Genomic DNA, 26,213 nt, shown 5'->3' with positions numbered 1-26,213 from the left:
TCTTCGAACATGTCGAAGAAGGTCTCCGACCACATCCTCGAGCGTCTGCGTGAGTGGGGAGTCGAGCATGTCTTCGCCTACCCCGGCGACGGCATCAACGGTCTGCTCGCGGCCTGGGGCCGCGCAGACGACAACCCCCGCTTCATCCAGGCCCGCCACGAGGAGATGGCAGCCTTCGAAGCGGTCGGCTACGCCAAGTTCTCCGGCAAGGTCGGCGTGTGCGCCGCCACCTCCGGGCCCGGCGCCATCCACCTCCTCAACGGGCTGTACGACGCCAAGCTCGACCATGTCCCCGTCGTCGCGATCGTCGGGCAGACCAACCGCAGCGCGATGGGCGGCTCCTATCAGCAGGAGATCGACCTGGTGAGCCTGTACAAGGACGTGGCCTCCGACTTCTGCGAGATGGTCACCGTCCCGGAGCAGCTGCCCAACGTGCTGGACAGGGCGATGCGCACCGCCATGGCCCGCCGGTCGGTCACGGCCGTGATCATCCCCGCCGACGTGCAGGAACTGGACTACTCGCCGCCCGAGCACGCCTTCAAGATGGTCCCCTCCAGCCTCGGCATGCCGCAGTACGCGCCGGTGCCGAGCGACGAGGACCTCACCCGGGCCGCCGAGGTGCTCAACGCGGGCGAAAAGGTCGCGATCCTGGTCGGACAGGGCGCCCGCGGCGCGCGTCAGGAGGTCATGGCGCTCGCCGACCGGCTCGGCGCCGGGGTGGCGAAGGCGCTGCTGGGCAAGGACGCCCTCGACGACGATCTGCCGTACGTCACCGGTTCCATCGGGCTGTTGGGGACCCGGCCGTCGTACGAGCTGATGACGGGCTGCGACACCCTCCTGGTCGTCGGCTCGTCCTTCCCCTACACCCAGTTCCTGCCCGAGTTCGGCCAGGCGCGGGCGGTGCAGATCGACATCGACCCGCACATGGTCGGCATGCGCTACCCGTTCGAGGTCAACCTGGTCGGCGACGCCCGCCAGACGCTGACCCGGCTGCTGCCGCTGCTCGACGCGGCCAAGGACAACGGGTGGCGCAAGAAGATCGAGAAGAACACCACCCGCTGGTGGGAGGTCATGGAGCGACGCGCCGCGGTCGACGCCGACCCGGTCAACCCCGAGTACGTCATCCACGCGCTCAACGACCTGCTGCCGGAGAACGTGATCCTTTCCTCCGACTCCGGCTCGGCCGCCAACTGGTACGCCCGGCACCTGAAGCTGCGCGGCTCCATGCGCGGCTCGCTGTCAGGCACGCTCGCCACCATGGGGCCCGGCGTGCCCTACGCCATCGGCGCGAAGTTCGCGCACGGCGACCGTCCGGCCATCGCGCTCGTCGGGGACGGGGCGATGCAGATGAACGGCATGGCCGAGCTGATCACCATCGCCAAGTACTACCGGGAGTGGGAGGATCCCAGGCTGATCGTGGCCGTCCTCAACAACCGGGACCTCAACCAGGTCACCTGGGAGATGCGCGCGATGGAGGGCGCCCCCCAGTTCGAGGCCTCGCAGTCGCTGCCCGACTTCCCCTACGCCGACTTCGCCCGCATGGCCGGTCTGGAGGGGCTGCGCGTCGAGAAGCCGCAGGACGTCCGGGGCGCCTGGGAGACGGCCCTGGCCGCCGACAGGCCCTGTGTGCTCGACTTCGTGACCGATCCGGCCGTCCCGCCGATCCCCCCGCACGCGACCCTCGACCAGATCGAGGCCGCCGCGACGTCGATCCTCAAGGGAGACAGCGACCGTGGGGGCATGGTCCGTCAGGGCTTCAAGGCCAAGGTGCAGGAGTTCCTGCCCGGTCACCGCCACCGCGAGAACAAGCCTGTTGAACGGCACTGAATAGTTCAGTTGCGCACGAAACAGTTCAGTGGGCAGTTCACGCGGTGAACTGTTCAGTGCCGTACCTACTGACTGGTGGGTACAGCGCTCGGCCGAACTCCTCCGCATAGCCACCGACCCCGTCGGCTTCAAAGATGAACAGGGGTGTCAAGTCCCGTCGCATCCTGGGTAATTGGGCCGGACGGTCACTGCAGGCCGAGTGGCCCGGCCAGTTCGGCGAGTGCGGGCACGAGCTTGTCGGGTGACGGCAGGACCTGCAGCGGTAGGTGATCCGCGCCCGCATCGAGGTGCTGTTTCACCCCGCCGCGATGGCATCGGCGGTGCCGTGGGCCACGACTGCGTCCACGAGGCGGTCACTGCCGGGCTTGGCGAGGTCTTCGTCGCTGAACCCCCTCCATTTCCAGTTGGCGAGGGCGTTCTTCAGGCTGAGGTCCATCTCGACCGTCTGGCGACCGACCGCGCGCGCCTCCTCAGCGTCGCCGACCAACACCACCTTGTGCTCCGGTGCGAGGAACGCTTCGGGCCCGATGGTGGGCCCGGGCTGTCGCACACGGCAAAGGCGGGCAGGAGGCGTCCGTTCGGTAGAGGCCGACCCCCACCCTAGAGATGCCCTGCTTTCCTGCGGTTCGGTGAAGGTCACGCTGAGCAGTGAGAGTGCCGCGGGCGCGAGCAGGGCGGCGAAGAGGCCTTGGGCCACGCGTGCCGCGACGAGGCTCTCGGAGCTGCCGGCTGCCGGCTGCCGGCTGCCGTCGCTGAAGCCGAGGTCTTGCTGCGTCTCGGGCAGCGCGATGTTCGCGACGGTCGCGTCGAGCATGACCCTCGTCGCAGGGCGGCGTCTGCGGCGATCGCCGCTGTCACCTCACGGCCCTTGGCCTCCGGGCCGCCCCCGGAGGAGAGCCCCGGGGCGGCCCGGAGGCCGAGGACGGTGAGGTGTTCCGGCAGAGGATCCGTGTGGCTGTGGACCGTGGACCACGCCCGCGCCCCGCGCGTCTCGCGCCGCCGGGCTCCTGCCCGACGCGCCTGGCGGGTGATCCGGCGGAGGCGGTGCCCGGCGACCCGGCGGACGCGTCCCCGGCGATCCAGTGAACGTACCGCCGGCGATCTAGCGGGTGGACCCGGTGTGCTCCCGCACAGTCGCCGCCTCGCTCGCCGTCGTCCTGGCCCCCGGGTCGGCGCTCTGCTTCGCGAAGCCGCGCCGGCTCGGCAGGACCAGCGGGCTGGAGCAGTACGAAACGGTCCTCTCCGCACTGGGGACCTCCCGGGCCGCGTACAAGATCGGCAACACCGCGACGGCGCTCGGAGAGATCCTCGCTGTGTTCGGCGTACGGGAGATACCCGTGGAGACTGCAACCGCCGTTCGATGCTTCATCGATCGGATGGTGGGAGACGACCTGTTGCCGAGGGATGAACCGTGGCGGATGCTCGAAATCCTGGTCACAAGGACGGCGTCGACTCCCTCTGGATCAGCCCAGGTTCATCTCTTTCTGCGGCATGTACCCGGCGTGTTCCAGCATGTCCGGGTCAGACCTGTACGCTCCTCGTCCGGGCCGGGGCGTGCTCAGTCGCCCCGCTGAGCAGGCGGCTTTCCGCCTCGCGCTCGCCCGTGCGCCGGTACTCGGGCGCCGACCTGCTCGGCGATGAGCCGCCGGTAGTTCGGGCACTGGATGACGTCCTCGTACTCGCAGTTCAGGTCACCTTCGATGAGCTCCAGTGAGGCCCGGGCGGCGGCGATCCTCGATCGGAGCTGGTCGGCCTCGGCACGCAGGATCTCGTGCCGGGTAGTGCGCTCGGTGGTGGCGGACAGGCTCCTGATGGTGTCCAGGCCCAGGCCGGCCGCCTTGCCTATGAGGATCGTCGCCACGCGGGTGAGGTCGTCCGGGCCGTAGCGGCGGCGTCCGCCTGCGTCCCGTACGGGGTGCAGCAGGCCCATCGACTCCCAATGCCGCAGGACGTGCGGGGCGAGACCGAACCGTGCCGCGAGGGCGCCGATGCTCATCGTGCTCGCGCTGTTGTCTCCGCTTGACTTCATGGGTCTCCGGTTGACTTCATGTCGACATTAATTCCTAGCCTGGCGCCCATGTCCAAGAACCAGGAAACGCAGGAAACGGTGGAAAAGCACCGCCGCGCCGAGGCCATGCAGGCACTCCTCGACGCGATGGACCAGATGCCGAGCGCCGGCCTGCTGCGGGCACACTCCTACGAACTGCTGTCTCTTGTCCCGGGCTTGTCTGTCGTGGACATCGGCTGCGGTGCCGGGCGGGCCGTCGCCGAGCTGGCCGAGCGTGGCGTCCATGCGGTGGGCGTGGATCCCGATCCGTGGATGCTGGCCGAGGCCCGGAAACGGTGGCCGGCGGCCGAGTTCCGGGAGGCGGGGGCGGAGGATCTGCCGTTCGCCGACGGCAGTGTGCGCGGCTACCGTGCTGACAAGGTCTTCCACGCCCTTCAGGAGCCGTGGCGCGCGGTGGCGGAAGCGCGGCGCGTCCTCTGCCCGGGCGGCAGGATCGTCCTGGTCGGGCAGGACTGGGACGCCATCATGGTCGACTCTGATGACGCGGCGCTGACCCGCACGATCGTGCACGCCCGCGCCGACCTCCTGAGCGCGCCCCGCGCCGGCCGCCAGTACCGCAACCTGCTCCTGGACGGCGGCTTCAACGACGTCACCGTCGAGGTGCACACCAGCGTGTTCACCGATCCCGCGATGCTGGCGTTGCCCACCATGCTTGTCGAGTGGGCCTGCACGAGCGGAGCCGTCGGCCGTGACCAGGCCGATGAGTGGCTCGCCGAACAGCGCCGACGCGCCGAGGCCGACCGCTTCCTCATCGCCCTTCCGTTCTTCGTGGCTGCCGCCTCCGCCTAGAGAGCGCGGACCGCCGCTGTCACCTCACCGCCTTTGGCCTCCGGGCCGCCCCGCAGGAGAGCCTCGGGGCGGCCCGGAGGCCAAGGACCGTGAGGTGTTCCGGCAGAGAATCCGCGTGGCCGTGGACCGTGGATCACGCCCGCGCCCCGCGCGTCTCGCGCCACCGGGCTCCTGCCCGACGCGCCTGGCGGGCGCGTCCCCGGCGATCCGGTGGACGCTCCGCCGGCGATCTAGCGGATGGGCCCGGTGTGCTCCCGCACGGTCGCCGCCTCGTTCGCCGCTGCCCCGGCCCCCGGCGCGTCGCTCTTGCTCGCGAACCCGCGCCGGCCCGGCAGGACCGCGAGGACGATCAGTGTTCCGGCGGCCATGATGATCCCGCCGATGAGGCTGGTCTGGGCGACTCCGTGGGCGAAGGCCTGGTGGACGGCGTCCACGGCGGCCTGAGCCTGCTGGGGCCCGGCGGAGGGATCCTGCGCGACCCGCTGGGCGACGGCCAGGCCGGCGCCGACCGAGTCCTTGGCGGTCTCCATCGCCTGTGCCGGGAGCCGGTTGCCCACCAGGTCGGTCAGCTCGTCCCGGTAGGCCGTGCCCAGCAGCGAGCCCAGCACCGCGATGCCCAGCGCCCCGCCCAGCTCGAGCGCGGTGTCGTTGACACCGCCGCCGACGCCCAGCTCGGACTCGGGGAAGGAGCCCATGATCGTGTCGGTCGCCGGGGAGATGGCCAGTCCGAGCGCGAGGCCCAGCATCATCAGCGGCACCAGGAAGTCCCCGTACGTCGACCCCTTGTCGGTCTGGGTGAGCAGGAACATGCCCGCCGTGCCGATGGCCAGGCCGGTCACGACCATTACCTTCACCCCCAGCTTCGGGGTGAGAATCCCGGTCAGCGCGGACCCGAGGAACACCGCTCCGCCCAGCGGCAGCAGCCGCAGGCCCGTGCCCAGGGCGTCGTAGCCGAGGACGAACTGCAGGAACTGCGTCGAGTAGTAGAGCACGGCGAACATGCCGAAGAAGAAGAACATCACCGCGAGCATCGAGCCGGTGAAGGGCCGCAGCGCGAACTTCCGGACGTCCAGCATCGGGTGCGGGTGCCGCAGTTCCCAGGCGACGAAGGCGAGCAGACCGACGCCGGCGACCACGGCGGCGGTGACGGGGCCGGCGCCCCAGCCGGAGTGCGGGCCCTCGATGGCGGCGTAGATCAGGGAGCCGACCGTGACGATCGACAGCAGACCACCGACGTAGTCGATCCGGCCCATGCCCTCCGCCTTTGACGGCGGTACCAGGGCGAGCGCGCCGACCACGGCGAGGAGGGCGATCGGCACGTTGATCAGGAAGGTCGAGCCCCAGGCGTGGTCCTCGAGCAGCCAGCCGGAGACCAGCGGGCCGACGGCTACCGCCACCCCGGAGGTCGCGGCCCAGGCGGTGATGGCCTTGGCCCGCTCGCTCCGGGGGAAGGTCGCGACCACCAGGGACAGCGTGGCCGGCATCACGACCGCGGCACCGACACCCATGATCGCGCGGGCCACGATGACCAGCGAGGTCTCGTCGACCAGGCTCCCCATCACCGAGCCGCCGGCGAATATCAGCAGACCGGTGACCAGCGCGCCGCGCCGGCTGTACTTGTCGCCGATCGCGCCCAGCACCAGCATCAGCGCCGCGTACGGAACGGTGTAGCTGTCGACGACCCACTGCAGATCACTGCTGCTCAGGCCCAGGTCGGTGGTCATGTCGGGGGCGGCGACGATCAGCGACGTGTTCGCCATCACCGTGATCAGCAGGCTCAGGCACAGCACGAGCAGCGCCCACCAGCGCCGCGCGTACGGCCCGGTCATTTTCTCCACGGGGGTGTCGGCAAGGAAGGGCATCAGTAGCTCCTGAGGGGGACGGGGCGGGGCGGACGAGCGGAATCACTTGGTTGCCCCATCGCGTGGGGTCATGTTTTGCTCCGGAGCGCTCAGTGGCTCGGGGCGACCGCCAGTTCGCGCAGGCGAGTGTTGTTCTGCAGCGCCCACCGCATGGTCCGCGGCGGGCGCCCGAGCAGGGTTTCCAGTTGGTCGGAGAGGACGTCGTACCGCCCGCCGGCGATCAGCCTGGTCTGGATCCTCAGGTGCGCCGCCACGTGCCGGGCCACAGCCGGATCGCCCAGGGACTCCTGCAGGAGGGCCTCGTCAAGGAAGGCCTCGTTCCAGGCCTCCACTTCCTCAGGGATGTAGACGACCTGGCGTCCCAGCACGGCTGCGTAGTCCTCAGCGAACCCGTACATGTCCTTCAGCTCCGGACCGGTGAGCTCGTAGGACTTCGAGATGTGCGGTGCGGGGTCGACCAGCACCTTCACGCACACCTCTGCCAGGTCGTGAACGGCGATGGGCGCGAGCCGCTGGTCGCCGAAGGGCAGGCGCAGTTCACCGTTGCTCAGCGGGCCCAGTTGCATCCAGGTCAGATGGGGGTTCTCGGCGAACAGGGTCGCACGCACGTTGACGGTCGGGAGGCCGGACCAGTCCAGCACCTGCTCGCAGACCCAGTGCGCCCGCTGCTGCGGTGACCAGTCTGTGACCAGTCCGCCGAGCCAGGAACGCCGCTCCTCCTCCGGTGTGGTCATCTTCTCGAGCGTCATGTACGACTGCTCGTAGTTGGACAGGTGCACGAAGGCCTCGATGTCGCCCTGGGCTCGCGCCGCCGCGGCCATCACGGTGAGGGCATCGGCGTAGTTCGGCTGTGGGGTCATGCTGAAGTAGATGCGCCGGACACCCTTCAGCGCGGCGGCCACGTCCGCGAGTTTGAGCAGGTCGCCGACGAAGACCTCGGCCCCGGCCTCGCGCAGCGACTGCGCGCGTTCGTCGTCCCGTCGCACGAACGCGCGCACCGGGTGGCCCTGTTCGAGCAGCATGTCGATCATCACCCTGCTCACGCCACCGACTTGGCCGCCGGCGCCGGTGATCAGAATGGGATTGCGCTCCGACATTGTTCTGTCCTCCATTTGGTGGGGGTGGGTCGGCCGTTCAGGAAGCCGAGGATGTGAAGTCGTCGAGGCGGGCGAGGAAGTCGAGGAAGGTGGCGTTGACCTCGGCGCGACGCTCCTGCTGCCTGCTTGCTGGGCATGACTGAGAGCCGTCTGGCAACTGATCGGTTTCCGGACGGGAAAATAGATCGGTTTCCTCGCCGATGAAGGTGAGGCGAGTGGGTGACGGGCTGAGACCTCAGGACTTCAAGATCATCGCGTGGCCGCTTCGGGGCTTGCCTCGGCAATCTCCTGGAGGGCCGCGTCGGTGTCCGCGATGGCCAGCATCCTGTTGATGTCGGCGCCGGCCAGTGCGCCGGCCGCTGCGGAGGCCCCGACCTGGGCGACCAGATCAGTGGCGTTGCCGGCCACCCACACACCCGGCACCTCGGTGATGCCGGCCAGGCCGGAGGCGAAACCGCGGCCCTTGCCCGGCAGCTCCTGCATCGGCAGGCCCAGACCTTCCAGGCCCTGGCTGCGGGCCTGCATCGGCGCGGCGACCGCGACGACGCGGCGGGCCACGACCTGGCCGTCGGCCAGGCGCAACCCGGCGAGGGCACCGTCCTCGTCGTCGACGACCTCGGTGACCGGGGTGTCGATGACGCGGATGCCGCGGGCGGCGAAGCGGGCGCGGCTGTCCTCGTCCAGGTCGGTGCCGTGGGTGAAGTAGGTCAGGTCCTCGGTCAGCTGACGGAACAGATACGCGTGGCCGATGGAGGCGGGGCCGGTGGCGAGGATGCCGATGGGCTCATCGCGCACCTCCCAGCCGTGGCAGTACGGGCAGTGCACCACACTGTGTCCCCAGTGCTCGGCGAGCCCGGGCACCTGTGGCAGCACATCCCTAAGGCCGGTGGCCACCAGGATGCGGCGGGCGGTGATGTGGCGGCCGTCGGCCAGGGTGACGGTGAACCGAAGGTCTCCGTCCGCCGACGGGGCGGCGGACTCGGCCGAGACCACCGCGCCGTGGACGACGCGTCCGCCGTACTGGCGCACCTGCTCCCGGCCCCGCCGAAGGATCTCGGACGGCGGGGTGCCGTCCAGGGCGATGAGGCCGTGCACGGCCTCCGCAGGAGCGTTGCGCGGGGAGCCGCTGTCGATCACGACGACCGAGCGGCGGGAGCGGGCGAGGATCAGTGCACCGTTCAGTCCCGCGGCGCCTCCGCCGATCACCACCGCGTCGACGGTCCCCTCGGCCAGTGCGTCGCTCGCGTACGGAGGAGTCGTCACAGCCGTGCCCTCCTGCCTTTCCTTGTCAGTCATGGTTCGGTCAACCCTTCGAGTTCTGGGTGGTTGGAGGGGGGGCAGCCGTTCAGGAAGCCGAGGATGTGGTCGGCGACCGCCTTGGGCTGTTGTGGAGAGTCCGGCCCCGGTTTGCTTGGGACGTTCGTGATGTACAGATCCAGCACGGCGATCAAAACTCGCCGTCGTCAGGATCGGACCGGGCCTTGAACGTTGTGGACTGAACAGTCAGAAACCTAGAGGTTCTGTACTGAGTTGTCAAGTACGACAGGCCGGCCCTCGCCCACCAAGATGATGACCGGAACGCGAGTTTGGGCCTTTTGGTGATCACGGGCTTGACCAGCAGCAATGCACCAATCAGAGCGGGGCCGCGAAGGGCCGCGTTCACGTACATCACCCACCGCCACGACGCCCATTCGGTGAGCATGCCGCCGGGCAGCAGCCCGAACCGCTCGATGGTTTCGGGCCCGTAGATGCCGGCGAAGTCCTCGCCGAGGCGAACAGCAGAAGATCGCAGTGCCACGCTCTGTCCGGCTGGTGCTGTAGCACCGTGGCCAAGTACCCGACCAAATACCGCGGCGGTGCCGACGGTGTCCAAGCAGGTCGGGGTAGACAGAAGTCCGTTGTGGCGCTGGGGCGCCCAGGCCGAGACTGACGGCGGCGAGGCGCCCCGGGGTCACGATCGAGAAGAACGAGGAGATCCGCCGGCTGCGGGCGGAGAACCGTCGGTTGCGTGAGGACGTGGCGATCCTGAAGGCGGCCACAACCTTCTTCGTCGGGGAGCTCGACCCCCGCAACGGCTGATGGTCGCCTTCATCGACGAGCAGCGTTCACCTGCCGGTTCTCACCGACCGGGCTGAAGGTTGCACGCTGGTCACCGGGCGGAGATCCGCCCCATCCCGCCATCCGCAACAACGCCATGTCCAAGTCCGCCCCGCGCCGCCCATCCCGGTGGTCTCGCCGCGAGGGTCGAGTGATCCGCTACTCGGCCCACGCCGCGATCCGTTCCACGATCGCCTCGGGGGCCTCCATGTGCAGGAAGTGACCGACGTCGGGGACGACCTCCAGCGCGTGCGGGGCGGCGAACCGATGTCGGTCGTCGACCTGCGGGGGGGGGGGAGGAAGCAGCCGTCGTCCGCACCGTAGAGCTGCAGCAGGGGCATCGCGATCGGCCGAAGAGTGGAGTGCCGAACAGGTTCTGCGGCACAGATGAATCATGACATCCGCTACAGACAGCCCTGGTCGGCCGGGCTCAGCGCAGCGTGTCCGCCCAGTTCGCCGGCACGCGTCCCGCCGGTCCCGGTGTGGGCTGGTCGGTAGGGTGACTCGCCGGGGGCGCCAGGTCCGGGCCGGACTCGTACAGTTCGGACGTCTCGAAGTTCCAGAACCAGGCCTCGCCGGGCTCGTAACTGCGGATCACCGGATGGCCGGTGTCCCGGAAGTGGGCGGTGGCGTGCTTGGCGGGTGAGTCGTCGCAGCAGCCGATGTGGCCGCACTGGGCGCAGCGCCGCAGATGGAACCACCAGCCGCCGTCGGCGTCGCACTCGACGCATCCGGCACCGCTGGGCGGGACGCTGGGGTCGATGCCGGTGTCCTTGGTCATGACGGCTCCTGGGCCGGGGCGGAGCCCGCGGCCGGGTCGGGGTCTGTGGCGGTGAGGGGGAGCAGCACCTGGAAGCGGGTGTCGCCGGGTACGGACTCGACTTTCAGGTCACCGTGGTGCTTGTTGACGACGATCCGCCAGGAGATGTCGAGCCCGAGCCCCGTGCCCTCGCCCACCGGCTTGGTGGTGAAGAACGGGTCGAAGATCCGGCCGCGGATCTCGGCCGGCACTCCCGGGCCCGTGTCGCGGAACTCCACCAGCAGCCGGTCGTGCACCACAGCGGTGCGCACGGTCAACGTCCCTTCGCCGCCTGTGCTGTTGATGGCGGAGACGGCGTTGTCGATCAGGTTGGTCCACACCTGGTTCAGTTCGGCCGGGTAGGCCGGAATCCTCGGCACCGAACGGTCGTAGTCCTTCACGACCTTGACCTGTGGACCGATCTTGCCCGACAGCATCAGCAGCGTGCTGTCGAGGAGTTCGTGCACATCGGCGACCTGGTAGGGCGCGCGGTCCAGCTGCGAGTACTGCTTGGCGGCGTCGACGAGGTGCGAGATACGGGTGGTGGAGTCCTCGATCTCGGACATCAACAGCTCGGCCTCGACCGTGTAGTTGAGGCACTCGAAGGCACTCTGCAAAATTTCCTCGTCGACGGCCGCCGCGATCTGCTCCAGCCAGTCGACGTCGACACCGCCCTGCACGAAGGTCGGCGCGATCTGCCAGCCGTTCTGGACACCGTGGTCGTCCAGCCAGTCGGCGAGTTCGTCCTCCCGGTCGGACGCTTCGAGCGGGCTCAGTGCCGGCGCCTTGGAGACCCGCTCGGCCGTACGCTCCTGGAGGTCGACCAGGGCCTTCAGGGCGTCGCGGTGGTAGGGGCCCGAGGCGATGGCGCTGAGCTTGTTGCGCATGTGCGCGACCCGGTCCCTGAGCGACGAGGTGGCCCGTGCGGCGGCCGCGGCCGGGTTGTTGAGCTCGTGGGTGAGACCGGCCGACAACGAGCCCAGCGCCAGCAGCCGTTCGCGCTGCCCGACGACCCGCTGAAAGGTCTGCGAACCGAGGGCGAGCCCCTCCAGGAGATGGACCGCCATCGGAAACCACTCGTGGACGAGGTTCGCGAACGATTCGGCGGGCAGGACGAAGAACCGCGTCGGCTCCGACACCCGCACCGAGTTCATGTACCGCTGCGGTTTTCCGTCCCAGAGGTACGCCATCACGGCCCCCGCGTACACCCCTGGCTGGGACGTGCGGCTCACCTCGATGTCGTCGTCGCCCACCCGGCGCGACATGACGAGCGTGCCCTCGATCATCACGTAGAGGCAGGTGGCCGGGTCGCCTTCGGTGAACACCGGTCCGGGGTCGAACAGTTCGACCCGTCCCGCGCTGCACAGCCTGTCGAGCTGCTCGGCGCTGAGCTTCTCGAAGAGGAACAGCGAGCTGATCTCCGCCGTGCTGCACGGCATCGGCCGCCCGCTCATGACTGCTCCAGATAACGGTGTACGAGCATCACGGCCATGGCTCCCTCTCCGACGGCGGACGCGACGCGCTTGGCGGACTCCGCGCGCGCGTCCCCGGCGACGAACACACCGGGGATGTTGGTCTCCAGGTGGTAGGGCGGCCGGTCCAGTTCCCAGTTGGCCGGTGGTCGCCCGTCGGGGGTCAGGTCGGGCCCGGCGAGGATGAACCCGCGCTCGTCCCGGGACACCGTGCCCTCCAGCCAGTCGGTCAGCGGGGCCGCGCCGATGAACACGAACAGCCACTGAGCGTCGACCCGTTCGGTCTGCCCGCTCGTCGTGTCGCGCAGCGTCAGCTGTTCCAGCTGGTTCTCGCCGTGCGCGGCCTCGACGACCGTGTGGGCCCGCACCGAGATGTTCGGCGACTCGGCGATCTGCTGGATCAGGTAGTGCGACATGGAGGCGGTGAGGTCCGCTCCGCGTACCAGCAGGGTGACCGACTTGGCGCCCCTGGACAGGTACATCGCCGCCTGCCCGGCCGAGTTGGCGCCGCCGACGATGTACACGTCGTGGCCCTGGCAGGCGGCGGCCTCGGTGAGCGCGGACCCGTAGAACACCCCGCGGCCCGACAACTCGTCGGCACCCGGCGCCTCCAACTGCCGGTACGACACACCGGTCGCCAGGATCACGCTGTGCGCCGCGATCTGCGACCCGTCCCCGAACCGTACGAGCCGTGCCGCCCCGCTGCTCTCCAGACCGGTCACCTCACGCGCGGAGAGGATCTCGGCGCCGAACTTCGTGGCCTGGCGCCGCGCCCGGTCGGTGAGCTGACCGCCGGACACCCCGTCCGGAAAGCCCAGATAGTTCTCGATCCGCGAACTCTGCCCGGCCTGCCCGCCGGTCGCCGACCGCTCCACGAGCACCGTCCGCAGGCCCTCCGAGGCCCCGTACACGGCCGCGCCCAGCCCGGCCGGCCCGCCGCCGATGACGACCAGGTCGTAGAAGTCGGCCGTGGGTGTCGTCGCCAGCCCCACCTGCGCCGCCAGTTCGGGCACCTCCGGCTCGACGAGCGCCGTACCGTCCGCCGTGATCACCACCGGCAGCCGCTGCCCGTCCTCGCCCGCCGCGGCCAGCAACCGCTGCCCCTCGGGCTCCTCGGTGGAGTACCAGCGGTAGGGCACCTGGTTACGGGCCAGGAACTCCCGTACGTCCGACGAGCGCGCCGACCACCGGTGACCGACCACCTTGGTGCTCGGCACCGGCCGGAAGTCACTGCACCGCCACGCCTCCAGAAGATCGTCGAGCACCGGATAGAGCTTCTCCTCCGGCGGATCCCACGGCTTGAGGAGATAGTGGTCGAGGTCGACGACGTTGATCGCGTCGATCGCCGCGTTCGTGTCCGCGTACGCCGTCAGGAGCACGCGGCGGGCGCCCGGGTATACGTCCATGGCCTGTTCGAGGAACTCGATGCCGTTCATCTGCGGCATGCGGTAGTCGGCCAGGATCACCGCGACCAGATCACCGCGCAGCTTCAGCTCCCGCAGCGCCTCCAGCGCGGACTCGCCGGACTCGGCGCGCACGATCCGGTACGACTCGCTGTAGCGCCGTCGCAGGTCACGGGCGACGGCCCGGGACACCCCGGGGTCGTCGTCCACGGTCATGATGACGGTCCGCGCAGCGTCCGCGGTCTGTGCCATACGAACTCCCACCCCGAGTGATCGGATCACCGGCCGGCGCCGGCCCGGTGCCGCGCCGCCTTTCAGCCATCGTATGTTCGTCGCCCTGCTTCGCTTCGGTCAGCTGCGTCGCGAGCCGAGCACGCAGAACTCGTTGCCCTCCGGGTCCACCAGTGCGGTCCAGGACTGCTCTCCCTGGCCGATGTCCGCGTGCCGCGCCCCGAGGGCCGGCAGCCGGTCGACCTCGGCCTGCCGGTCGGCCCCGCGCCGCCCCTCCCGGTGGTCTCGCCGTGCGGGTCGAGTGATCCGCTACTGGGCCCATGCCGCGATCCGTTCGGCGATCGCCTCGGGGGCCTCGATGTGCAGGAAGTGACCGACGTCGGGGACGACCTCCAGCGCGTGCGGGGCGGCGAACCGATGTCGGTCGTCGACCTGCGGGGGGAGGAAGCAGCCGTCGTCGGCACCGTAGAGCTGCAGCAGGGGCACCGTGATCGGCTGAGACAGGCGGCGCGAGGCCGCAAGCATGCCGGGTCGCAGCATCTCCCGGTAGTACTTGATGGGAGCGGGCATGCTCGCCCGCAGGTGCTCGTGCAGCTCCGCCTGCAGAGCTGGATCGAGCGAGAGGCTGGGCGACCACTGACGCCAGAGGCGGTCGATGAAGGCGAGATCGCGGGCGGAGGCTATCCAGCCGCTTCCCGGCAGTTGAAAGAGCCCCATGTACCAGATCCGGCGCAGCTGAGCGAGGCGCGGCCGGCTCAGGAGCGTGAGGGGGTGGGGTACTGCGAGCGTGACCGCGCGTTCGAACCGCTCCGGCGCGGTGACGACAGCATCGTAGGTGAGCAGGGCGCCCCAGTCATGGCCGACCAACTCCACGGCTCGCCCCGGAGACCAGCGGTCGATCAGCGCGAGCACGTCGCTGGTGAGCGATGCGAAGTCGAACGGCCCCGCGGTCGGGGACGGCGCGTAACCGCGAAGCCAGGGTGCGACGACGTGACGTCCGCGGCGGCCGAGCTCGGCCAGGAAGGGCTTCGCCGTCGGCGGATGGTCCGGGAAGCCGTGCAGGACGAGCGTCGGTCGACCATCGGGATCACCACCCTGCAGCGCGTGAAAGGTGCCGTGTGGCAGGTCGAAGGTGACGTGTTCGAACTTCATGCCGGCTTCGGTGTCTCTGGTTCTGGACATGTGCGTCTCCTCAGGCGCCGGGTGTACTGCGGGGTCAGCCGGCCAGTCGATTGAGCTTGCGGATTTGCTTGTCGAAGGCGCGCGAGGGCACGATCCGGCGCAGGAGGCTGACGCGTCTGGCCATCGGGCCGGCGGGGTACCGGAGCTTGGGCTTTGAATCGGTGGCGGCCGCGACGATCACCTTCGCAACAACGTCCGGGTGGTCGGCGGTGCGCAGGGCCGTGGACAGCACGTCTCGGGCGATCTCCCGCTGTGCGGCGTAGACCGGCAGGGGCGAGTCGGGTGCCAGGCTGCTCGCCTCGAAACTCGTGCTTGTGTAGGCCGGCTCGATCAGCAGCATCCGCACGCCGTGCTCGCGAAGCTCATGGTCGACGGACTCGGAGTAGCCCTCGACCGCATGCTTGGTGGCGGCGTAGACGGCCATGAAGGGCCCCGGGACCCGACCTTGCATCGAGGCGACGTTGAGCACGCGGCCACTGCGCTGGGCGCGCATGTGGGGCAGCACTGCGTTGGTCATCCGCATCAGACCGAAGACGTTGATGTCGAAGACGTCCTTGGCCTGGTTGATCGAGATCTCCTCGCCGGCGCCGACCGCGCCCACGCCTGCGTTGTTGACCAGGACGTCGATCCGGCCGAACCGCTCGATCACCTCCTCGACCAGGGAGCGGACCGATTCGTCGCTGGCCACCTCGAGATCGAGGAACGTCACCCCGGCGAGCGGTTCGGCGTTCGCCGCGTTGCGGCTCGTGCCGACCACCCCGAAGCCGGCGCCCACGAGGGCGAGCGCTGCCGCCCGCCCGATCCCGGAGGAGGCGCCCGTCACGAGGGCCACTGGGGAAGCTGTCTGCATGGTGGTTCCTTCGGTATTGGACATGACTTCGCCGTGCGCTGTGCGGGGTCGCCTGTGCTCAGGTCGACACGGTCCGCATCGGTCCGGCAAGCCCGGACCAAGCCTGTCCGGTGAGCCGAGGACGGTTGTGTACTGAACGGTTCGAAACCTAGACGATTCTGTACTGGGTTGTCAAGAACGGCGGGTGGGCCGTACCTTCTGTGTATGGCGAGACCACGAAGCTTTGACCGCGACCACGTCCTCCATGCCGCCGAGCGGCAGTTCCGCGCCTCGGGCTACAACGGCACGAGCGTCGACGACATCAGCGCCGCCACCGGCCTGGGCCGCGGCAGCCTCTATGCCGCGTTCGACGGCAAGCACGGCGTGCTGCTGGAGTCGATGGCCGTTTACTTCGCCCGGCTGGGGCAGGGTCCGCGGAAGATGCTCGCCGGACCGGACGAGGGCGCCCTGGAACGACTGCACGCGTACTTGCTCCGCGCCGTCCACGGGGTGCCACTCGCCGCCGACGTACCCCCCGCGTCTGACCGGGCGGGGGCGGCCTGCTTCGCCGCCAAGATGGCCCTGGAGATCGGCGCCTCTGACCCCGAGGTGAAACGCCTGGCCCACGACTGCTTCTCCGTAGTCCGGACGGCGGTCGCCGAGTGTGTGCGAGCGGCGCAGCGCAACGGCGACATCGACCCCGACGCGGACCCCGACGACCTCGCGTACCTTCTGCTGACCATCATCCGCGGGAGCGATGTCGTAGGCGCGTACGGCCACAGCCCCGACCGCCTGACCTCGATCGCGGAGACCGCGTTCGCCTTGCTGCCCCGCCCGCGCCAAAGCTGAGAAGCGCACGGCCGGCCTCATCGCACAGGCATCCGATGCGGCCGGCCCACCTCGACGCCGCGGAGACACGGCCCGCAGGTTCACCCGCCGCCAGAGGGTCGTCCGGGCGGCTGGCCGAAGAACCGCGCCCCAGGGGGAACCGTGCGTTCCAGGACACGGATGGTGTTGACAACGGGGGCGATGGCCACCCAGGGGGCATCGCAGACTTCGCCCTCGGAGCGGTGATTGCCGCCGTCGTCGCGTCCGGTCTCGTGCACGGTGCTCGTGATCAGGTGCCGTCCTGTGCGTCCCGCGCTGTCCGGCGGTGGGCCGGGGCAGCAGCCGCTGCGCAGTCCGGCCGCCTCGGCAGGACGCATCCTGGTCAGGTAGGCGATGACGATGACGCACGCCGTGCCCAACTGGCGCGTGAGGAAGTTTGCTTCGGTGTAGTAGTCCCACGGCCTCTCTCCAGGGGATGCCGCCGAGCGTGCCGGCGACCGGGACACTGAGCGGGCACGGTATTTCCGGAATGAGCTCCGGCCAGGCTGTTGATCGACAGACTCCCCGCGAGTCTGTTCAGTGGGCCAGTTTCAGCCCGGCCACGCAGCCGATGATGCCGACGAGCAGAGCGACCTTCACGAGGTTGACGGGCTCACCGTCGAATGTCATGGCGTACGTCGCGGTCAGTACCGCACCGATGCCGACCCATACGGCGTAGCCGGTGCCGACCGGCACCGAATGCAGTGCATAGGCCAGACCGATCATGCTCAGCACCAGCCCGATCGCGAAGACGGTCGTAGGGACTGGTCGGCTGAAGCCTTCTGACTTGCCCAGGGCTGTGGCCCACACGGCTTCCAGCACGCCCGAGATCACCAGAACGATCCAAGCCATGTCCTTCTCCCCGCGCCGTCTTTTCATCGCTGGGTACGGCGCACCTCGTCCAGGAGCCTTTCGGGCTCTGTGGCCCAGGCTGTCATGCGCGACACCTGTTAGCAAGTTGGATCTGCATAGAAGCAGTGCGTACAGGTCCTTTGATGCAAACAGGTCGGCTCATAGTTCGTCTTTTTGAAACTTTCTCTTGCCTCCAGGGTGCCTCGATGTCATCGTGAGTGCATCCGAAGTTGCCGTGGCCGTGGTCATGCGGCAACGAGCCGCAGGTGTTCGAAGGGAACCGAAGATGACCAGGTCTCGCACCGTCGTCGTCACTGGTGGGGCGTCCGGGATCGGCGACACCGTCGTCCGGCGTTTCGCGGCGCAAGGGGACGAGGTCTTCGTGCTCGACCGCAAGCCCGGCAGTGCCACGGCTCAGTACGTCGAGACCGACCTCAATGACTGTTCCTCGATCGATGCCGCCGTCGAAGCGCTTCGGAAACCGGTGGATGTGCTGTGCAACGTCGCAGGTGTATCGGGTACCTCGCCGGTCCCGCTGGTCCTGGGCGTCAACTTCTTCGGGCTCCGGCACCTCACGGACCGGCTTGTACCCAAGATGACTGCCGGGGGTGCCGTGGTCAGCGTGGCTTCCACTGCCGGCTGGTACTGGCGTAACCACCTTGAGCAGGTCACGCGACTCGTGCAGGCGCCGACCTTCGAGGCCGGTGTGCAGGCTGGCGTGGAGGCCCTGACGAATGGCAAGGACGCCTACACCCGCAGCAAAGAGGCCCTCATCGTGTGGACGTCCTACGCGGCCCAGCGATACCGCGGTCATGTGCGTCTCAACACGGTGAGCCCGGGCCCGGTGGAGACCCCGCTCCTGCCGGAGTTCTACGACTCGATGGGTCACGAGGAGCTCGATCCCCTGACCGAGCTGGCGGGCGGCCGCAACGGGCGCCCGGAGGAGATCGCCTCGGTGATCGGCTTCCTCGCCGGTCCGGAGTCCAGCTGGATCAACGGTACGGACGTCGTCGTCGACGCGGGTGCCGAGATGGCCTTCGAGCTGGGTCAGACCGTGACGGTCTGAGCGGCGGCACTTTTCCGTAAGCAGGCGAAGACAGCCGATTGTCGGGAGAGGAACCATGACATCTCATGGGGTCAGCGCATTGGAACGCTTGTCCCGATCCGTTCTCGCGCTCGGTGAAACTCTCGACGGCAGCGGCTGGGCACAGCCCAGTGCATGCCCGGGCTGGAGCAACCACGATGTGCTGGTGCACCTCGTGTGCACTCTGCGGGAGATCACCGAGCCGGCGTCGCTGCCTGTTGCGTTCCCAGGCAGTATCGAGCGCAGCAACGACGTGGCGGTCGCTGCTTTCCGAAGCGAACAACCTGGTCACACGCTCGAAAACTATGCCCGGCTGCTCGGGCCGACCCTGGACGCTCTCGCCGAGATGCAGAAAGAGCCGGCTGCGTCCGAAGTGGTCGACTTCGACGACGCGGGACTTTACCCGGCTCACCTGATCGCTGACTCGCTTGCCTTTGATCACTACTGCCATCTCCGCCACGATCTCGCCGCTCCACGAGGGACCGTTGAGGCCCTGGATGTCACGGCGGACGAGACGGTGATGTCGGCCAGCCTGGCATGGCTGTTCGCCGGGTTGCCGCAGATGTCCCCGCCCCGGCTGGCCACGTCCTTGACGCGCTCCGTGGTTCTGTCGCTGAGCGGGCCCGGGGGCGGGAGCTGGACCCTGGTGCCCGCAGACGCCGGGCAACGGGTCTCTGCCGAACAAGGAGTCTCCTCGGCGGCGGAAGCTCACATCACATCATCCGCCGATTCCTTTCACCTGTGGGGAACGCACCGGCAGTCCTGGCGGGAGGCGGATCTCGACATCGAAGGCGACAAAAGGCTGGCGACCGACGTGTTGGACGCCCTGCACGTCTTCTGACACGTCTTCTGAGCTCGCCCCAACGGATTCGGTCTCGCGCGCATCTCATGGGCGCTTCACCGATTCCTGATCCCTGCATTCCCGGCAAGACGGGAGCGCGCGCACGACGGCAGCAGCGCCGAGAGGTACACGAAAGAGAGTGAGGCACGGCTCATGAGCACTCAGACAGCCGGAGCGAACATGGCCGCGACGGAACAGGACTCCCCTCGCGAGCAGACGGTGTCGGCCGACGAGCGACAGGTCACGATCACCCGGCGCCGTGTGGTGGCGGAAGGCATCGTGGAACTGTCCCTGACCGCCGCCCGCTCTGCCGACGGCCCTCTCCCGGACTGGGAGCCGGGCGCCCACATCGACATAGTCCTTCCGTCCGGCACTGTCCGGCAGTACTCGCTGTGCGGGCACCCCGAGCGGCCTCTGGAGTACCGGATTGCCGTGCTTCGCGAGCCCGAAGGCCGCGGAGGGTCGGCGGAAGTGCACGACCGACTGCTCGAAGGCATGACGGTCACCATTCGCGGACCCCGAAACCACTTCCGACTGGCGCCGGCCGAGCGGTACCTCTTCCTCGCGGGAGGAATCGGGGTCACCCCGATCATGGCAATGGCTCAGGAGGCAGCCGCGACGGGTACACCCTGGAAGCTGATCTATGGAGGCCGTACCAGCTCGTCGATGGCGTACACCAACGAGCTGATCGAACTGGCCGCGCTCTCCCATGGAGAAGTGGTGCTGGTGGCCCAGGACGAGCACGGGCACCCGGACTTCGCCGCCGCGTTCACCGACGCGCCCCAGGGGACCGCGGTGTACGCGTGCGGCCCCGAGCCGATGCTGCAGGCTACCGAGACCCTCAGCCAAGTGTTGCTGCCGCCGGGCGCACTGCACTTGGAGCGCTTCGGAGCCAAGCCGCAAGACCCGGACAGCACCGAGTCGGCCTCCAACACGGAGTTCGAAGTCGAGCTCGCGCGCTCGGGACGCACCCTGGCCGTGCCGGCCGACCGGCGCCTGATCGACGTCGTACGCGAAGTCGTCCCCCAGGTCCCCTTCTCCTGCGAGGAGGGCTACTGCGGCTCCTGTGAGACCGGCGTCCTGGACGGCACCCCCGATCACCGAGACCAGGTACTCACCCCCGAAGAACGAGACAGCAACGAGACGATGATGATCTGCGTCGGCCGCTGCCTGTCCCGAAAGCTCACCCTCGACCTCTGACCCCTGGAACAGGCCGCACCCATGGATGACAAGACTCAGACCCTCAACCCGGCCCTGCCGGAGTTCTGGCTGCAGAAAGACATCGAAGCCGCGTTCGCCGAGATGCGCCGCGAAAAGGCCGTGCACTGGCACGACGAGCCGCCGTCCGACTGGTTCCCCGAGGGGGGCCGCGGATTCTGGTCGGTCGTGCGCTATGAGGACGTCGTCCAGGTCAGCCGCGACCAGGAGACCTTCACCTCCGACCACGGCACCGAAATCGTCGACATGACACCGGAGATGGTCCACATCTTCGGCGGCATGCTCAACATGAGCGGTGCCGCGCACACCCACCACCGGGCCATAGTCAACCGGGTCCTGACCCCGCGGACGGTCGAAGCCCTCAGCGACACCATCCGCCTGCACGCCCGCCGATGTATCGACCGGGTCGCGGCACAGGACGGGTGCGACTTCATGCAGGACATGGTCGGCGACTTCCCGGCGCAGATCATCTGCGAGCTGCTCGGCGTCCCGGTGGACGACCGCGCCCGTCTCGTCGCCCTCACAGGAACCGCGCTGTCCGCCTACGGCACCGCCGAGGCCTACAACGCAATGCTGGAGATCATCGCCTACGCCGAGAGCCTGGTGGCGCTGACCCGCGAGCAGGTCTCCGACTCCGCGTCCTTCCTGCGCAAGCTGCTGACCGCCCAGGTCGACGGCCGGCACATGAGCGATCACGAGATCGCCGTCTTCTTCGCCCTGCTGGTGACCGCAGGCATCGAGACCACTGCGACCAGCATCGGGCAGGGCATGTACGCGCTGTCCCTCCACCCCGACCAGCGGCGCCGTTGGCAGAGCGACTTCCAGCAGCTGGCGCCGCGCGCTGTCGAGGAGATCGTCCGCTGGGTCACGCCGGTGCGCTACTTCCGCCGCACCGCCACCCGCGACACGGTGCTCGCCGGCCAGCCAATCGCCAAGGGCGACAAAGTCGTGATGTGGTACACGTCCGCCAACCGAGACGAGAGTGTCATCGAGCGGGCAGGGGAACTCGACTTCGCCCGCGCCGAAGACCGACACGTGGCCTTCGGGGGCGGCGGACCGCACTTCTGTCTGGGGGCGGTGCTCGCCCGCAAGGAGATGACCATCTTCTTCGAGGAGCTCTTCGCCCGGCTGCCCGACATCGAGGTCAGTGGTGAGCCCGAGCGGCTGCACTCCAACTTCGTCAACGGGCTGGCCCGCCTCCCGGTGAGGTACACCCCGGCATGACGACTCCCTTCACCCGCACCGTACTGGCCGTACCCGCCTCTTCCGAGCGGTTCCTCGACAAGGCCCGGCAGGCGACGGCCTCCGCGCTGATGGTCGATCTCGAAGACGGGGTCGCCGAGGCCGGCAAGGCAACTGCCCGGGACTTGTTCGTCCGAGCGGCGGAGGGGCTGGCCGCCGCGCCGCGTCGACTGTGGTTGCGCGTCAACGCCGTCACCTCACCTCACCTGGATGCCGACCTCACCGCGATCAAGGACGTAGCGGAACACATCGACGCCCTGGTCCTGCCCAAGGCCACCCCGGCTACCGTGGGCGTCCTGGCCGGCCGATGCGAGCTGCCTCTTGTAGCACTGATCGAGACCGCTGAAGGCGTCGAGCATGCCTGGGCCACTGCGGCTCACCCGGCGGTGCGCGCCCTGATGTTCGGCGAGCTGGACTACCGGAGCGAACTCGCCCGCAGCGGGGGCCTGCACGCGCACGACACCTCCTGGGCACAGGCCCGCATCGTGAACACCGCGGCCGGCGCCGCCATCCCCTCGATCGCCGGCCCCACGGCTGCCGTAGGCGACCCCCAGCAGCTCCACACGGACTGCACGCGGCAGGCGGCGCTGGGCTTCACCGGCAAGCTGTGCATCCACCCCGCCCAACTCGACGCCGTGACCACCGCGTTCGGTCCCACGCCGGACATGGCTGCCTGGGCACGTCGGGTCGTCGACGCAGTGCAGCAGGCCCCCACCACCGGCGCGATCACCGTGGACGGTGCGATGGTCGACAGGCCCGTCATCGACCGCGCTCAGCACATCCTCGCGGAGACAGACCGATGAGCACTTCACCCTTCCCCGACGGCCCGTACGGCGACGACTTCACCATTGGTGAACCGCTACCGCCCGCCCCGGCCATCACCATCGACGACGGCCTCGCGGCCCAGTACCAGGCGATCAGTGGAGACCCTGCGCGATTGGCCCTCAGCCTTCCGTTGTCTCATGCCATCACCGGCCGGGCAGCTCGAGTCGTGAACTCTGCCCTCGCCCTTCAAGTCGCCATCGGCCAGTCCACGGTCGCCACCAAGATCGTCATCGCCAACCTGTTCTACCGCGATGTGACTCTCCACCGGCAGATCCCGACAGGGACGACACTGACCTCGACCGTCACTCCGGTCGCCCGCGCCTTCACCCGCGACAACGGCAAGGGCCGAAGGGCGAAGGTGCTGCTGTCGATCGAGACACGTGACCAGCACGGCGAACTGGTTGCCTCACTGGAACGCCTGGCCCTGCTGCCCGTCCGGAATCAGAACCGCCTGATCGAGGCCGGAGATATCGGCAGCGCCGATTCCAGCCGCAGCCTGACGGAACTGCTGCCGGCTGTACCCAAGGAGTGGGACCTCACCCCCCTTTCTACGGCCTCACTACCCGCGGTCGGTTGGCAGGTTGAAGATCCGCTGCGCGATTCCATCAGCGGTGCCCTGGACCTGGTACGGCTGACTCAGAACCAGGCCGCCGCCCACCGTGACCCCGCCCGAGGTCAGCAGGGACGCCGCCTGGTCTACGGCGGACACGTCGTCGCACTCGCCCAGGCGTCGCTGTCCCGGCTGGTGCCCGGCCTGGCCGCCGTCGTGGGGTGGCACTCATGCGATCACCTTGCCCCGTCTTTCGAGGACGACCTGCTCTCCTTCCACGTCACCTGCGACGAACTGCTGCCGGTCGAGGGTGGCGCACTGATCGCCTTCCGCATCCGCGGACACGCCCGCAGGCCGGGAAGCGAACCGGTCGAGGTCCTCGACTTCCGCCCCGTGGCACTGGCTGCCGGAACGATCGGAGAAGACCATGGCTGACGGCCTCGAACTCCTGGACGGCATTCGCGTCGTCTCGCTGGAGCAGTACATCGCCGCGCCCTACTGCACGCAGATGCTCGCCGACGCCGGCGCCGAGATCATCAAGGTGGAGCGTCCCACCACCGGTGACCCGCGCCGCTGGTACGACCCCAAGGTCGGGCCTGACGACGACTACATCAGCGGGGGGTTCGCCTCCTACAACCGCGGCAAGAAGTCGGTCGAACTGAACCTCTCCGCCGACGACGACCGCCGGGTCTTCGAGGAACTCCTCTCGACAGCAGACGTTCTGGTCAGCAACCTGCGGCCCGGGTCTCTGGAGCGTCAGGGCCTGGCCCCCAAGGACTTGCGTGAACGCTTCCCGCGCCTGGTGATCTGCGAGATCTCCGGATTCGGAACCAACGGCGGCCCCTACGCGAAGTGGCCCGCGTTCGACTCCGTCATCCAGGGCATGAGCGGCCTGTCCAGCCTCATCGGTGAGCAGGACGGCCCGCCCGGCCTGGCACCCATGGGCAGCATGGACCTGATGGCGGGCATCTACGCCACCATCGGGATCCTCACCGCGCTCGTGGGCAGGGCCGCCACCGGCCAGGGCTCCCACGTGGACGCCGCCATGTACGACATCGGCGCGGCCTTCCTGGAACGCCCGCTGACCCTGCACGAGTACACCGGCGAGATCCCCACCCGGGGCATCGACCGGTTCAGTCCCGTCGGCGCCTTCCGCGCCGGCGACGGAGGCTGGGTGTCCATCGTGATCCCGACCGAGGAGATGTGGCGCCGTTGTTGCGCCGCGCTGGGCCGCCCCGAACTGGAGAGCGACCCGGAGCTGGACACCACCCTCAAGCGCGCCGAGCACATGGCGGACCGGATCGTGCCGCTCCTGGAGGAGTGGGCCAAGGACAAGGATCGGCACGAGGCGGTCGCCGCGCTGCGTGAGACAGGGCAGCCGGCCGGCCTCGTGCAGACCATCGCCGACGTCCGGGCCTGCGAACAGCTGGCCCACCGCGGCCTGTTCGCGCCGATCGACGACGAGCGGGCCCGGCGTACCGACGGCACCGCACTCAGCCTGCCGCGCCTGCCCCTGCTGTTCGACGGCCGGGGCGCGCGACCCGGCCCCGTTCCCCGGCTCGGCGCCGACAACGACGAGTTCCGTACGCCCCCTTCCACCGAGGTGCCCCAGTGATCCCCTCCGCCCCCACCGAGCTGTTCATCGACGGCGCCTTCCGTCCTGCCGCGGACGGCGGCACGTTCCCCGTGGAGGACCCCGCCACCGAGCAGATCCTCACGAGCGTGGCGGACGCCACAGTCGAGGACGGCAAGGACGCAGCCGCGGCCGCTGCCGCCGCGCTGCCCGAGTGGAGCCGACGCGCGCCGCGGGAGCGAGCCGAGATCCTGCGCCGCGCCTTCGAACTCATCATCGCGGCGAAGAAAGAACTCGCCGCTCTGATCACCGCCGAGAACGGCAAGGCGTGCACGGACGCCCAGGCCGAGGTCGCCTACGCGGCCGAGTTCTTCCGCTGGTACAGCGAGGAAGCCGTACGCATTCCGGGCCACCTCGGGATGGCGCCTTCCGGCGAGCGGCGGATCATCGAGATCTCCCAGCCGGTCGGGGTGTCCCTGCTGCTGACCCCGTGGAACCTGCCCGCCGCGATGATCACGCGGAAGGTCGCGCCGGCGCTGGCCGCCGGCTGCACGGTCGTCGTCAAACCGTCCCGACAGACACCACTGACCGCGCTGTACCTGGCCAGCCTGCTCACCGAGGTGGGCGTCCCCGCCGGAGTGGTCAACGTGGTACCCACGGCCCGCGACGTCGCCCTCACCGCCGAGCTCGTCGCCCGCGGGCCGGTACGCGCCCTGTCCTTCACCGGCTCCACCCGGGTGGGCAGTGCCCTCCTCGGACAGGCCGCCGAGCGGGTGCTGAAGACGTCGATGGAACTGGGTGGCAACGCCCCGTTCATCGTCTTCTCCGACGCCGACCTGGACGCGGCCGTCTCCGGCGCCCTGGTGGCCAAGATGCGGCACAACGCCGAAGCGTGCACCGCCGCCAATCGGTTCTACGTCCACGCCTCCGTGCACGACGAGTTCGTCTCCCGGCTGGCCAAGGGCCTGGCCGAACTCGAGGTGGGCCCTGGCCATGTGCCGTCGGTGCAGGTCGGCCCGATGGCCTCGGCTTCCGCGCGTGACTCCCTCACCGAGGCGGTCCAGTCGGCCGTCGACTCCGGCGGCAGGGTGGTGCTGGGCGGCAGCCCGCTCAAGGAGAGGGGTTACTACTTCCCGCCCACCCTGATCGACGACGTCCCGCCCACCGCCCCCGTACTCGACCACGAGCTGTTCGGGCCCGTCGCGCCGGTGGTCTCCTTCGACTCCGACGACGCCGTGATCGAGATGGCCAACGGCACTGAAATGGGCCTGGGCTCCTACGTCTTCACGCAGGACCTGCGGCGCGGTCTGAGCGTGGCCGAACAACTGGAGTCCGGCATGGTCGGCCTGAACACCGGCGTGTTCTCCGACCCCGCGGCGCCGTTCGGCGGCGTCAAGCAGAGCGGCATCGGCCGCGAAGGCGGACGACACGGCATCCACGAGTTCCTCGAGACCAAGTACATCGCCACGCAGTGGTGACGTCCGCACCGGCGCAGTAGAGAAACG

General features: G+C 69.0%; 23 protein-coding genes, 2 pseudogenes and 1 riboswitch. Of the genes and pseudogenes, 11 read left to right on the top strand and 14 right to left on the bottom strand.

The window, feature by feature from the left end:
• Positions 1–9: 9 nt before the first annotated feature.
• The gene (locus ABZT93_RS29140) at positions 10–1,827 is read left to right on the top strand and encodes a thiamine pyrophosphate-requiring protein (protein WP_356110294.1); all 1,818 of its coding nucleotides are present in this window, start codon (positions 10–12) and stop codon (positions 1,825–1,827) included.
• Between the two features lie 616 nt (positions 1,828–2,443).
• On the opposite strand, the pseudogene ABZT93_RS29135 reads toward ABZT93_RS29140, so the two are convergent.
• From ABZT93_RS29135 to ABZT93_RS29125, 3 genes and pseudogenes are all read right to left on the bottom strand, one after another.
• Positions 2,444–2,644 (bottom strand): annotated as a pseudogene (locus tag ABZT93_RS29135) (MFS transporter); the annotation flags it as partial.
• 285 nt (positions 2,645–2,929) lie between these two features.
• Positions 2,930–3,196 (bottom strand): hypothetical protein, encoded by a 267-nt coding sequence (locus ABZT93_RS29130; protein ID WP_356110291.1) that lies wholly within the window; start codon positions 3,194–3,196, stop codon positions 2,930–2,932.
• Positions 3,197–3,385: 189 nt separating this feature from the next.
• Positions 3,386–3,856 carry a MerR family transcriptional regulator gene (locus tag ABZT93_RS29125; protein ID WP_356110288.1) on the bottom strand — a complete coding sequence of 157 codons (471 nt, stop codon included), beginning with the start codon at positions 3,854–3,856 and terminating at the stop codon, positions 3,386–3,388.
• A gap of 48 nt (positions 3,857–3,904) precedes the next feature.
• Here ABZT93_RS29125 and ABZT93_RS29120 point away from each other — a divergent pair, with 48 nt between their 5' ends.
• Entirely contained in the window at positions 3,905–4,684 is a 780-nt protein-coding gene (locus ABZT93_RS29120) for a methyltransferase domain-containing protein (protein WP_356110285.1), read from the top strand.
• A 230-nt stretch (positions 4,685–4,914) separates the two neighbouring features.
• On the opposite strand, the gene ABZT93_RS29115 is transcribed toward ABZT93_RS29120, so the two are convergent.
• The 10 genes and pseudogenes from ABZT93_RS29115 to ABZT93_RS29070 all read right to left on the bottom strand — a co-directional run bounded on the left by ABZT93_RS29115 (position 4,915) and on the right by ABZT93_RS29070 (position 15,677).
• Positions 4,915–6,546 (bottom strand): MFS transporter, encoded by a 1,632-nt coding sequence (locus tag ABZT93_RS29115; RefSeq protein WP_356110282.1) that lies wholly within the window; start codon positions 6,544–6,546, stop codon positions 4,915–4,917.
• Between the two features lie 89 nt (positions 6,547–6,635).
• Positions 6,636–7,643, bottom strand: a complete 1,008-nt coding sequence (locus ABZT93_RS29110) for an NAD(P)H-binding protein (RefSeq protein ID WP_356110279.1) — start codon at positions 7,641–7,643, stop codon at positions 6,636–6,638.
• Positions 7,644–7,892: 249 nt separating this feature from the next.
• Entirely contained in the window at positions 7,893–8,939 is a 1,047-nt protein-coding gene (locus ABZT93_RS29105) for an NAD(P)/FAD-dependent oxidoreductase (protein ID WP_356110276.1), read from the bottom strand.
• A gap of 151 nt (positions 8,940–9,090) precedes the next feature.
• Positions 9,091–9,516, bottom strand: coding sequence for a hypothetical protein (locus ABZT93_RS29100; RefSeq protein ID WP_356110273.1), 426 nt, complete (start codon positions 9,514–9,516; stop codon positions 9,091–9,093).
• A 654-nt stretch (positions 9,517–10,170) separates the two neighbouring features.
• A complete protein-coding gene (locus tag ABZT93_RS29095; RefSeq protein WP_356110271.1) occupies positions 10,171–10,521 on the bottom strand; it encodes a UBP-type zinc finger domain-containing protein in 351 nt (116 codons plus the stop codon).
• Positions 10,518–11,993, bottom strand: a complete 1,476-nt coding sequence (locus tag ABZT93_RS29090; protein ID WP_356110268.1) for an ATP-binding protein — start codon at positions 11,991–11,993, stop codon at positions 10,518–10,520. Before ABZT93_RS29090 ends, ABZT93_RS29095 begins: the two co-directional genes overlap by 4 nt.
• Positions 11,990–13,666: an FAD-dependent oxidoreductase gene (locus tag ABZT93_RS29085; RefSeq protein ID WP_356110266.1), complete on the bottom strand. Its 1,677-nt coding sequence runs from the start codon at positions 13,664–13,666 to the stop codon at positions 11,990–11,992. Before ABZT93_RS29085 ends, ABZT93_RS29090 begins: the two co-directional genes overlap by 4 nt.
• A gap of 99 nt (positions 13,667–13,765) precedes the next feature.
• Positions 13,766–13,903 (bottom strand): annotated as a pseudogene (locus ABZT93_RS29080) (VOC family protein); the annotation flags it as partial.
• 51 nt (positions 13,904–13,954) lie between these two features.
• Entirely contained in the window at positions 13,955–14,827 is an 873-nt protein-coding gene (locus ABZT93_RS29075) for an alpha/beta hydrolase (RefSeq protein ID WP_356110263.1), read from the bottom strand.
• Between the two features lie 34 nt (positions 14,828–14,861).
• The gene (locus tag ABZT93_RS29070; protein ID WP_356110260.1) at positions 14,862–15,677 is read right to left on the bottom strand and encodes an oxidoreductase; all 816 of its coding nucleotides are present in this window, start codon (positions 15,675–15,677) and stop codon (positions 14,862–14,864) included.
• Between the two features lie 204 nt (positions 15,678–15,881).
• Between ABZT93_RS29070 and ABZT93_RS29065 the strand changes: the two genes are divergently transcribed.
• On the top strand, positions 15,882–16,505 hold the full coding sequence (locus ABZT93_RS29065) for a TetR/AcrR family transcriptional regulator (RefSeq protein WP_356110257.1): 624 nt from the start codon (positions 15,882–15,884) through the stop codon (positions 16,503–16,505).
• Between the two features lie 555 nt (positions 16,506–17,060).
• On the opposite strand, the gene ABZT93_RS29060 is transcribed toward ABZT93_RS29065, so the two are convergent.
• On the bottom strand, positions 17,061–17,375 hold the full coding sequence (locus tag ABZT93_RS29060) for a multidrug efflux SMR transporter (RefSeq protein WP_356110254.1): 315 nt from the start codon (positions 17,373–17,375) through the stop codon (positions 17,061–17,063).
• A gap of 9 nt (positions 17,376–17,384) precedes the next feature.
• Positions 17,385–17,446: riboswitch (guanidine-III (ykkC-III) riboswitch) on the bottom strand.
• A gap of 215 nt (positions 17,447–17,661) precedes the next feature.
• On the opposite strand from ABZT93_RS29060, the gene ABZT93_RS29055 reads away from it, so the two are divergent.
• From ABZT93_RS29055 to ABZT93_RS29020, 8 genes are all read left to right on the top strand, one after another.
• Positions 17,662–18,441 (top strand): coniferyl-alcohol dehydrogenase, encoded by a 780-nt coding sequence (locus ABZT93_RS29055; protein WP_356110252.1) that lies wholly within the window; start codon positions 17,662–17,664, stop codon positions 18,439–18,441.
• Between the two features lie 79 nt (positions 18,442–18,520).
• Complete coding sequence (locus ABZT93_RS29050; protein ID WP_356110249.1) at positions 18,521–19,300, top strand: maleylpyruvate isomerase family mycothiol-dependent enzyme; 780 nt, start codon at positions 18,521–18,523, stop codon at positions 19,298–19,300.
• Between the two features lie 153 nt (positions 19,301–19,453).
• Positions 19,454–20,500: a PDR/VanB family oxidoreductase gene (locus ABZT93_RS29045; protein WP_356110246.1), complete on the top strand. Its 1,047-nt coding sequence runs from the start codon at positions 19,454–19,456 to the stop codon at positions 20,498–20,500.
• Between the two features lie 21 nt (positions 20,501–20,521).
• Positions 20,522–21,742 carry a cytochrome P450 gene (locus ABZT93_RS29040; RefSeq protein WP_356110243.1) on the top strand — a complete coding sequence of 407 codons (1,221 nt, stop codon included), beginning with the start codon at positions 20,522–20,524 and terminating at the stop codon, positions 21,740–21,742.
• Positions 21,739–22,563: a CoA ester lyase gene (locus ABZT93_RS29035; protein WP_356110240.1), complete on the top strand. Its 825-nt coding sequence runs from the start codon at positions 21,739–21,741 to the stop codon at positions 22,561–22,563. Before ABZT93_RS29040 ends, ABZT93_RS29035 begins: the two co-directional genes overlap by 4 nt.
• Complete coding sequence (locus tag ABZT93_RS29030; protein WP_356110238.1) at positions 22,560–23,570, top strand: hypothetical protein; 1,011 nt, start codon at positions 22,560–22,562, stop codon at positions 23,568–23,570. The genes ABZT93_RS29035 and ABZT93_RS29030 overlap by 4 nt, the downstream gene beginning before the upstream one ends.
• Complete coding sequence (locus ABZT93_RS29025; RefSeq protein ID WP_356110235.1) at positions 23,563–24,750, top strand: CoA transferase; 1,188 nt, start codon at positions 23,563–23,565, stop codon at positions 24,748–24,750. Before ABZT93_RS29030 ends, ABZT93_RS29025 begins: the two co-directional genes overlap by 8 nt.
• The gene (locus ABZT93_RS29020; RefSeq protein ID WP_356110233.1) at positions 24,747–26,186 is read left to right on the top strand and encodes an NAD-dependent succinate-semialdehyde dehydrogenase; all 1,440 of its coding nucleotides are present in this window, start codon (positions 24,747–24,749) and stop codon (positions 26,184–26,186) included. The genes ABZT93_RS29025 and ABZT93_RS29020 overlap by 4 nt, the downstream gene beginning before the upstream one ends.
• The last annotated feature ends 27 nt before the right edge of the window (positions 26,187–26,213 follow it).

The sequence above is a fragment of the Streptomyces sp. NPDC005303 genome (genome assembly GCF_040607335.1).
Taxonomy (GTDB): Bacteria; Actinomycetota; Actinomycetes; order Streptomycetales; family Streptomycetaceae; genus Streptomyces.
The sequence above is the reverse complement of the archived record's forward strand: the minus strand, read 5'-3'. Positions and strand labels throughout refer to the sequence as shown.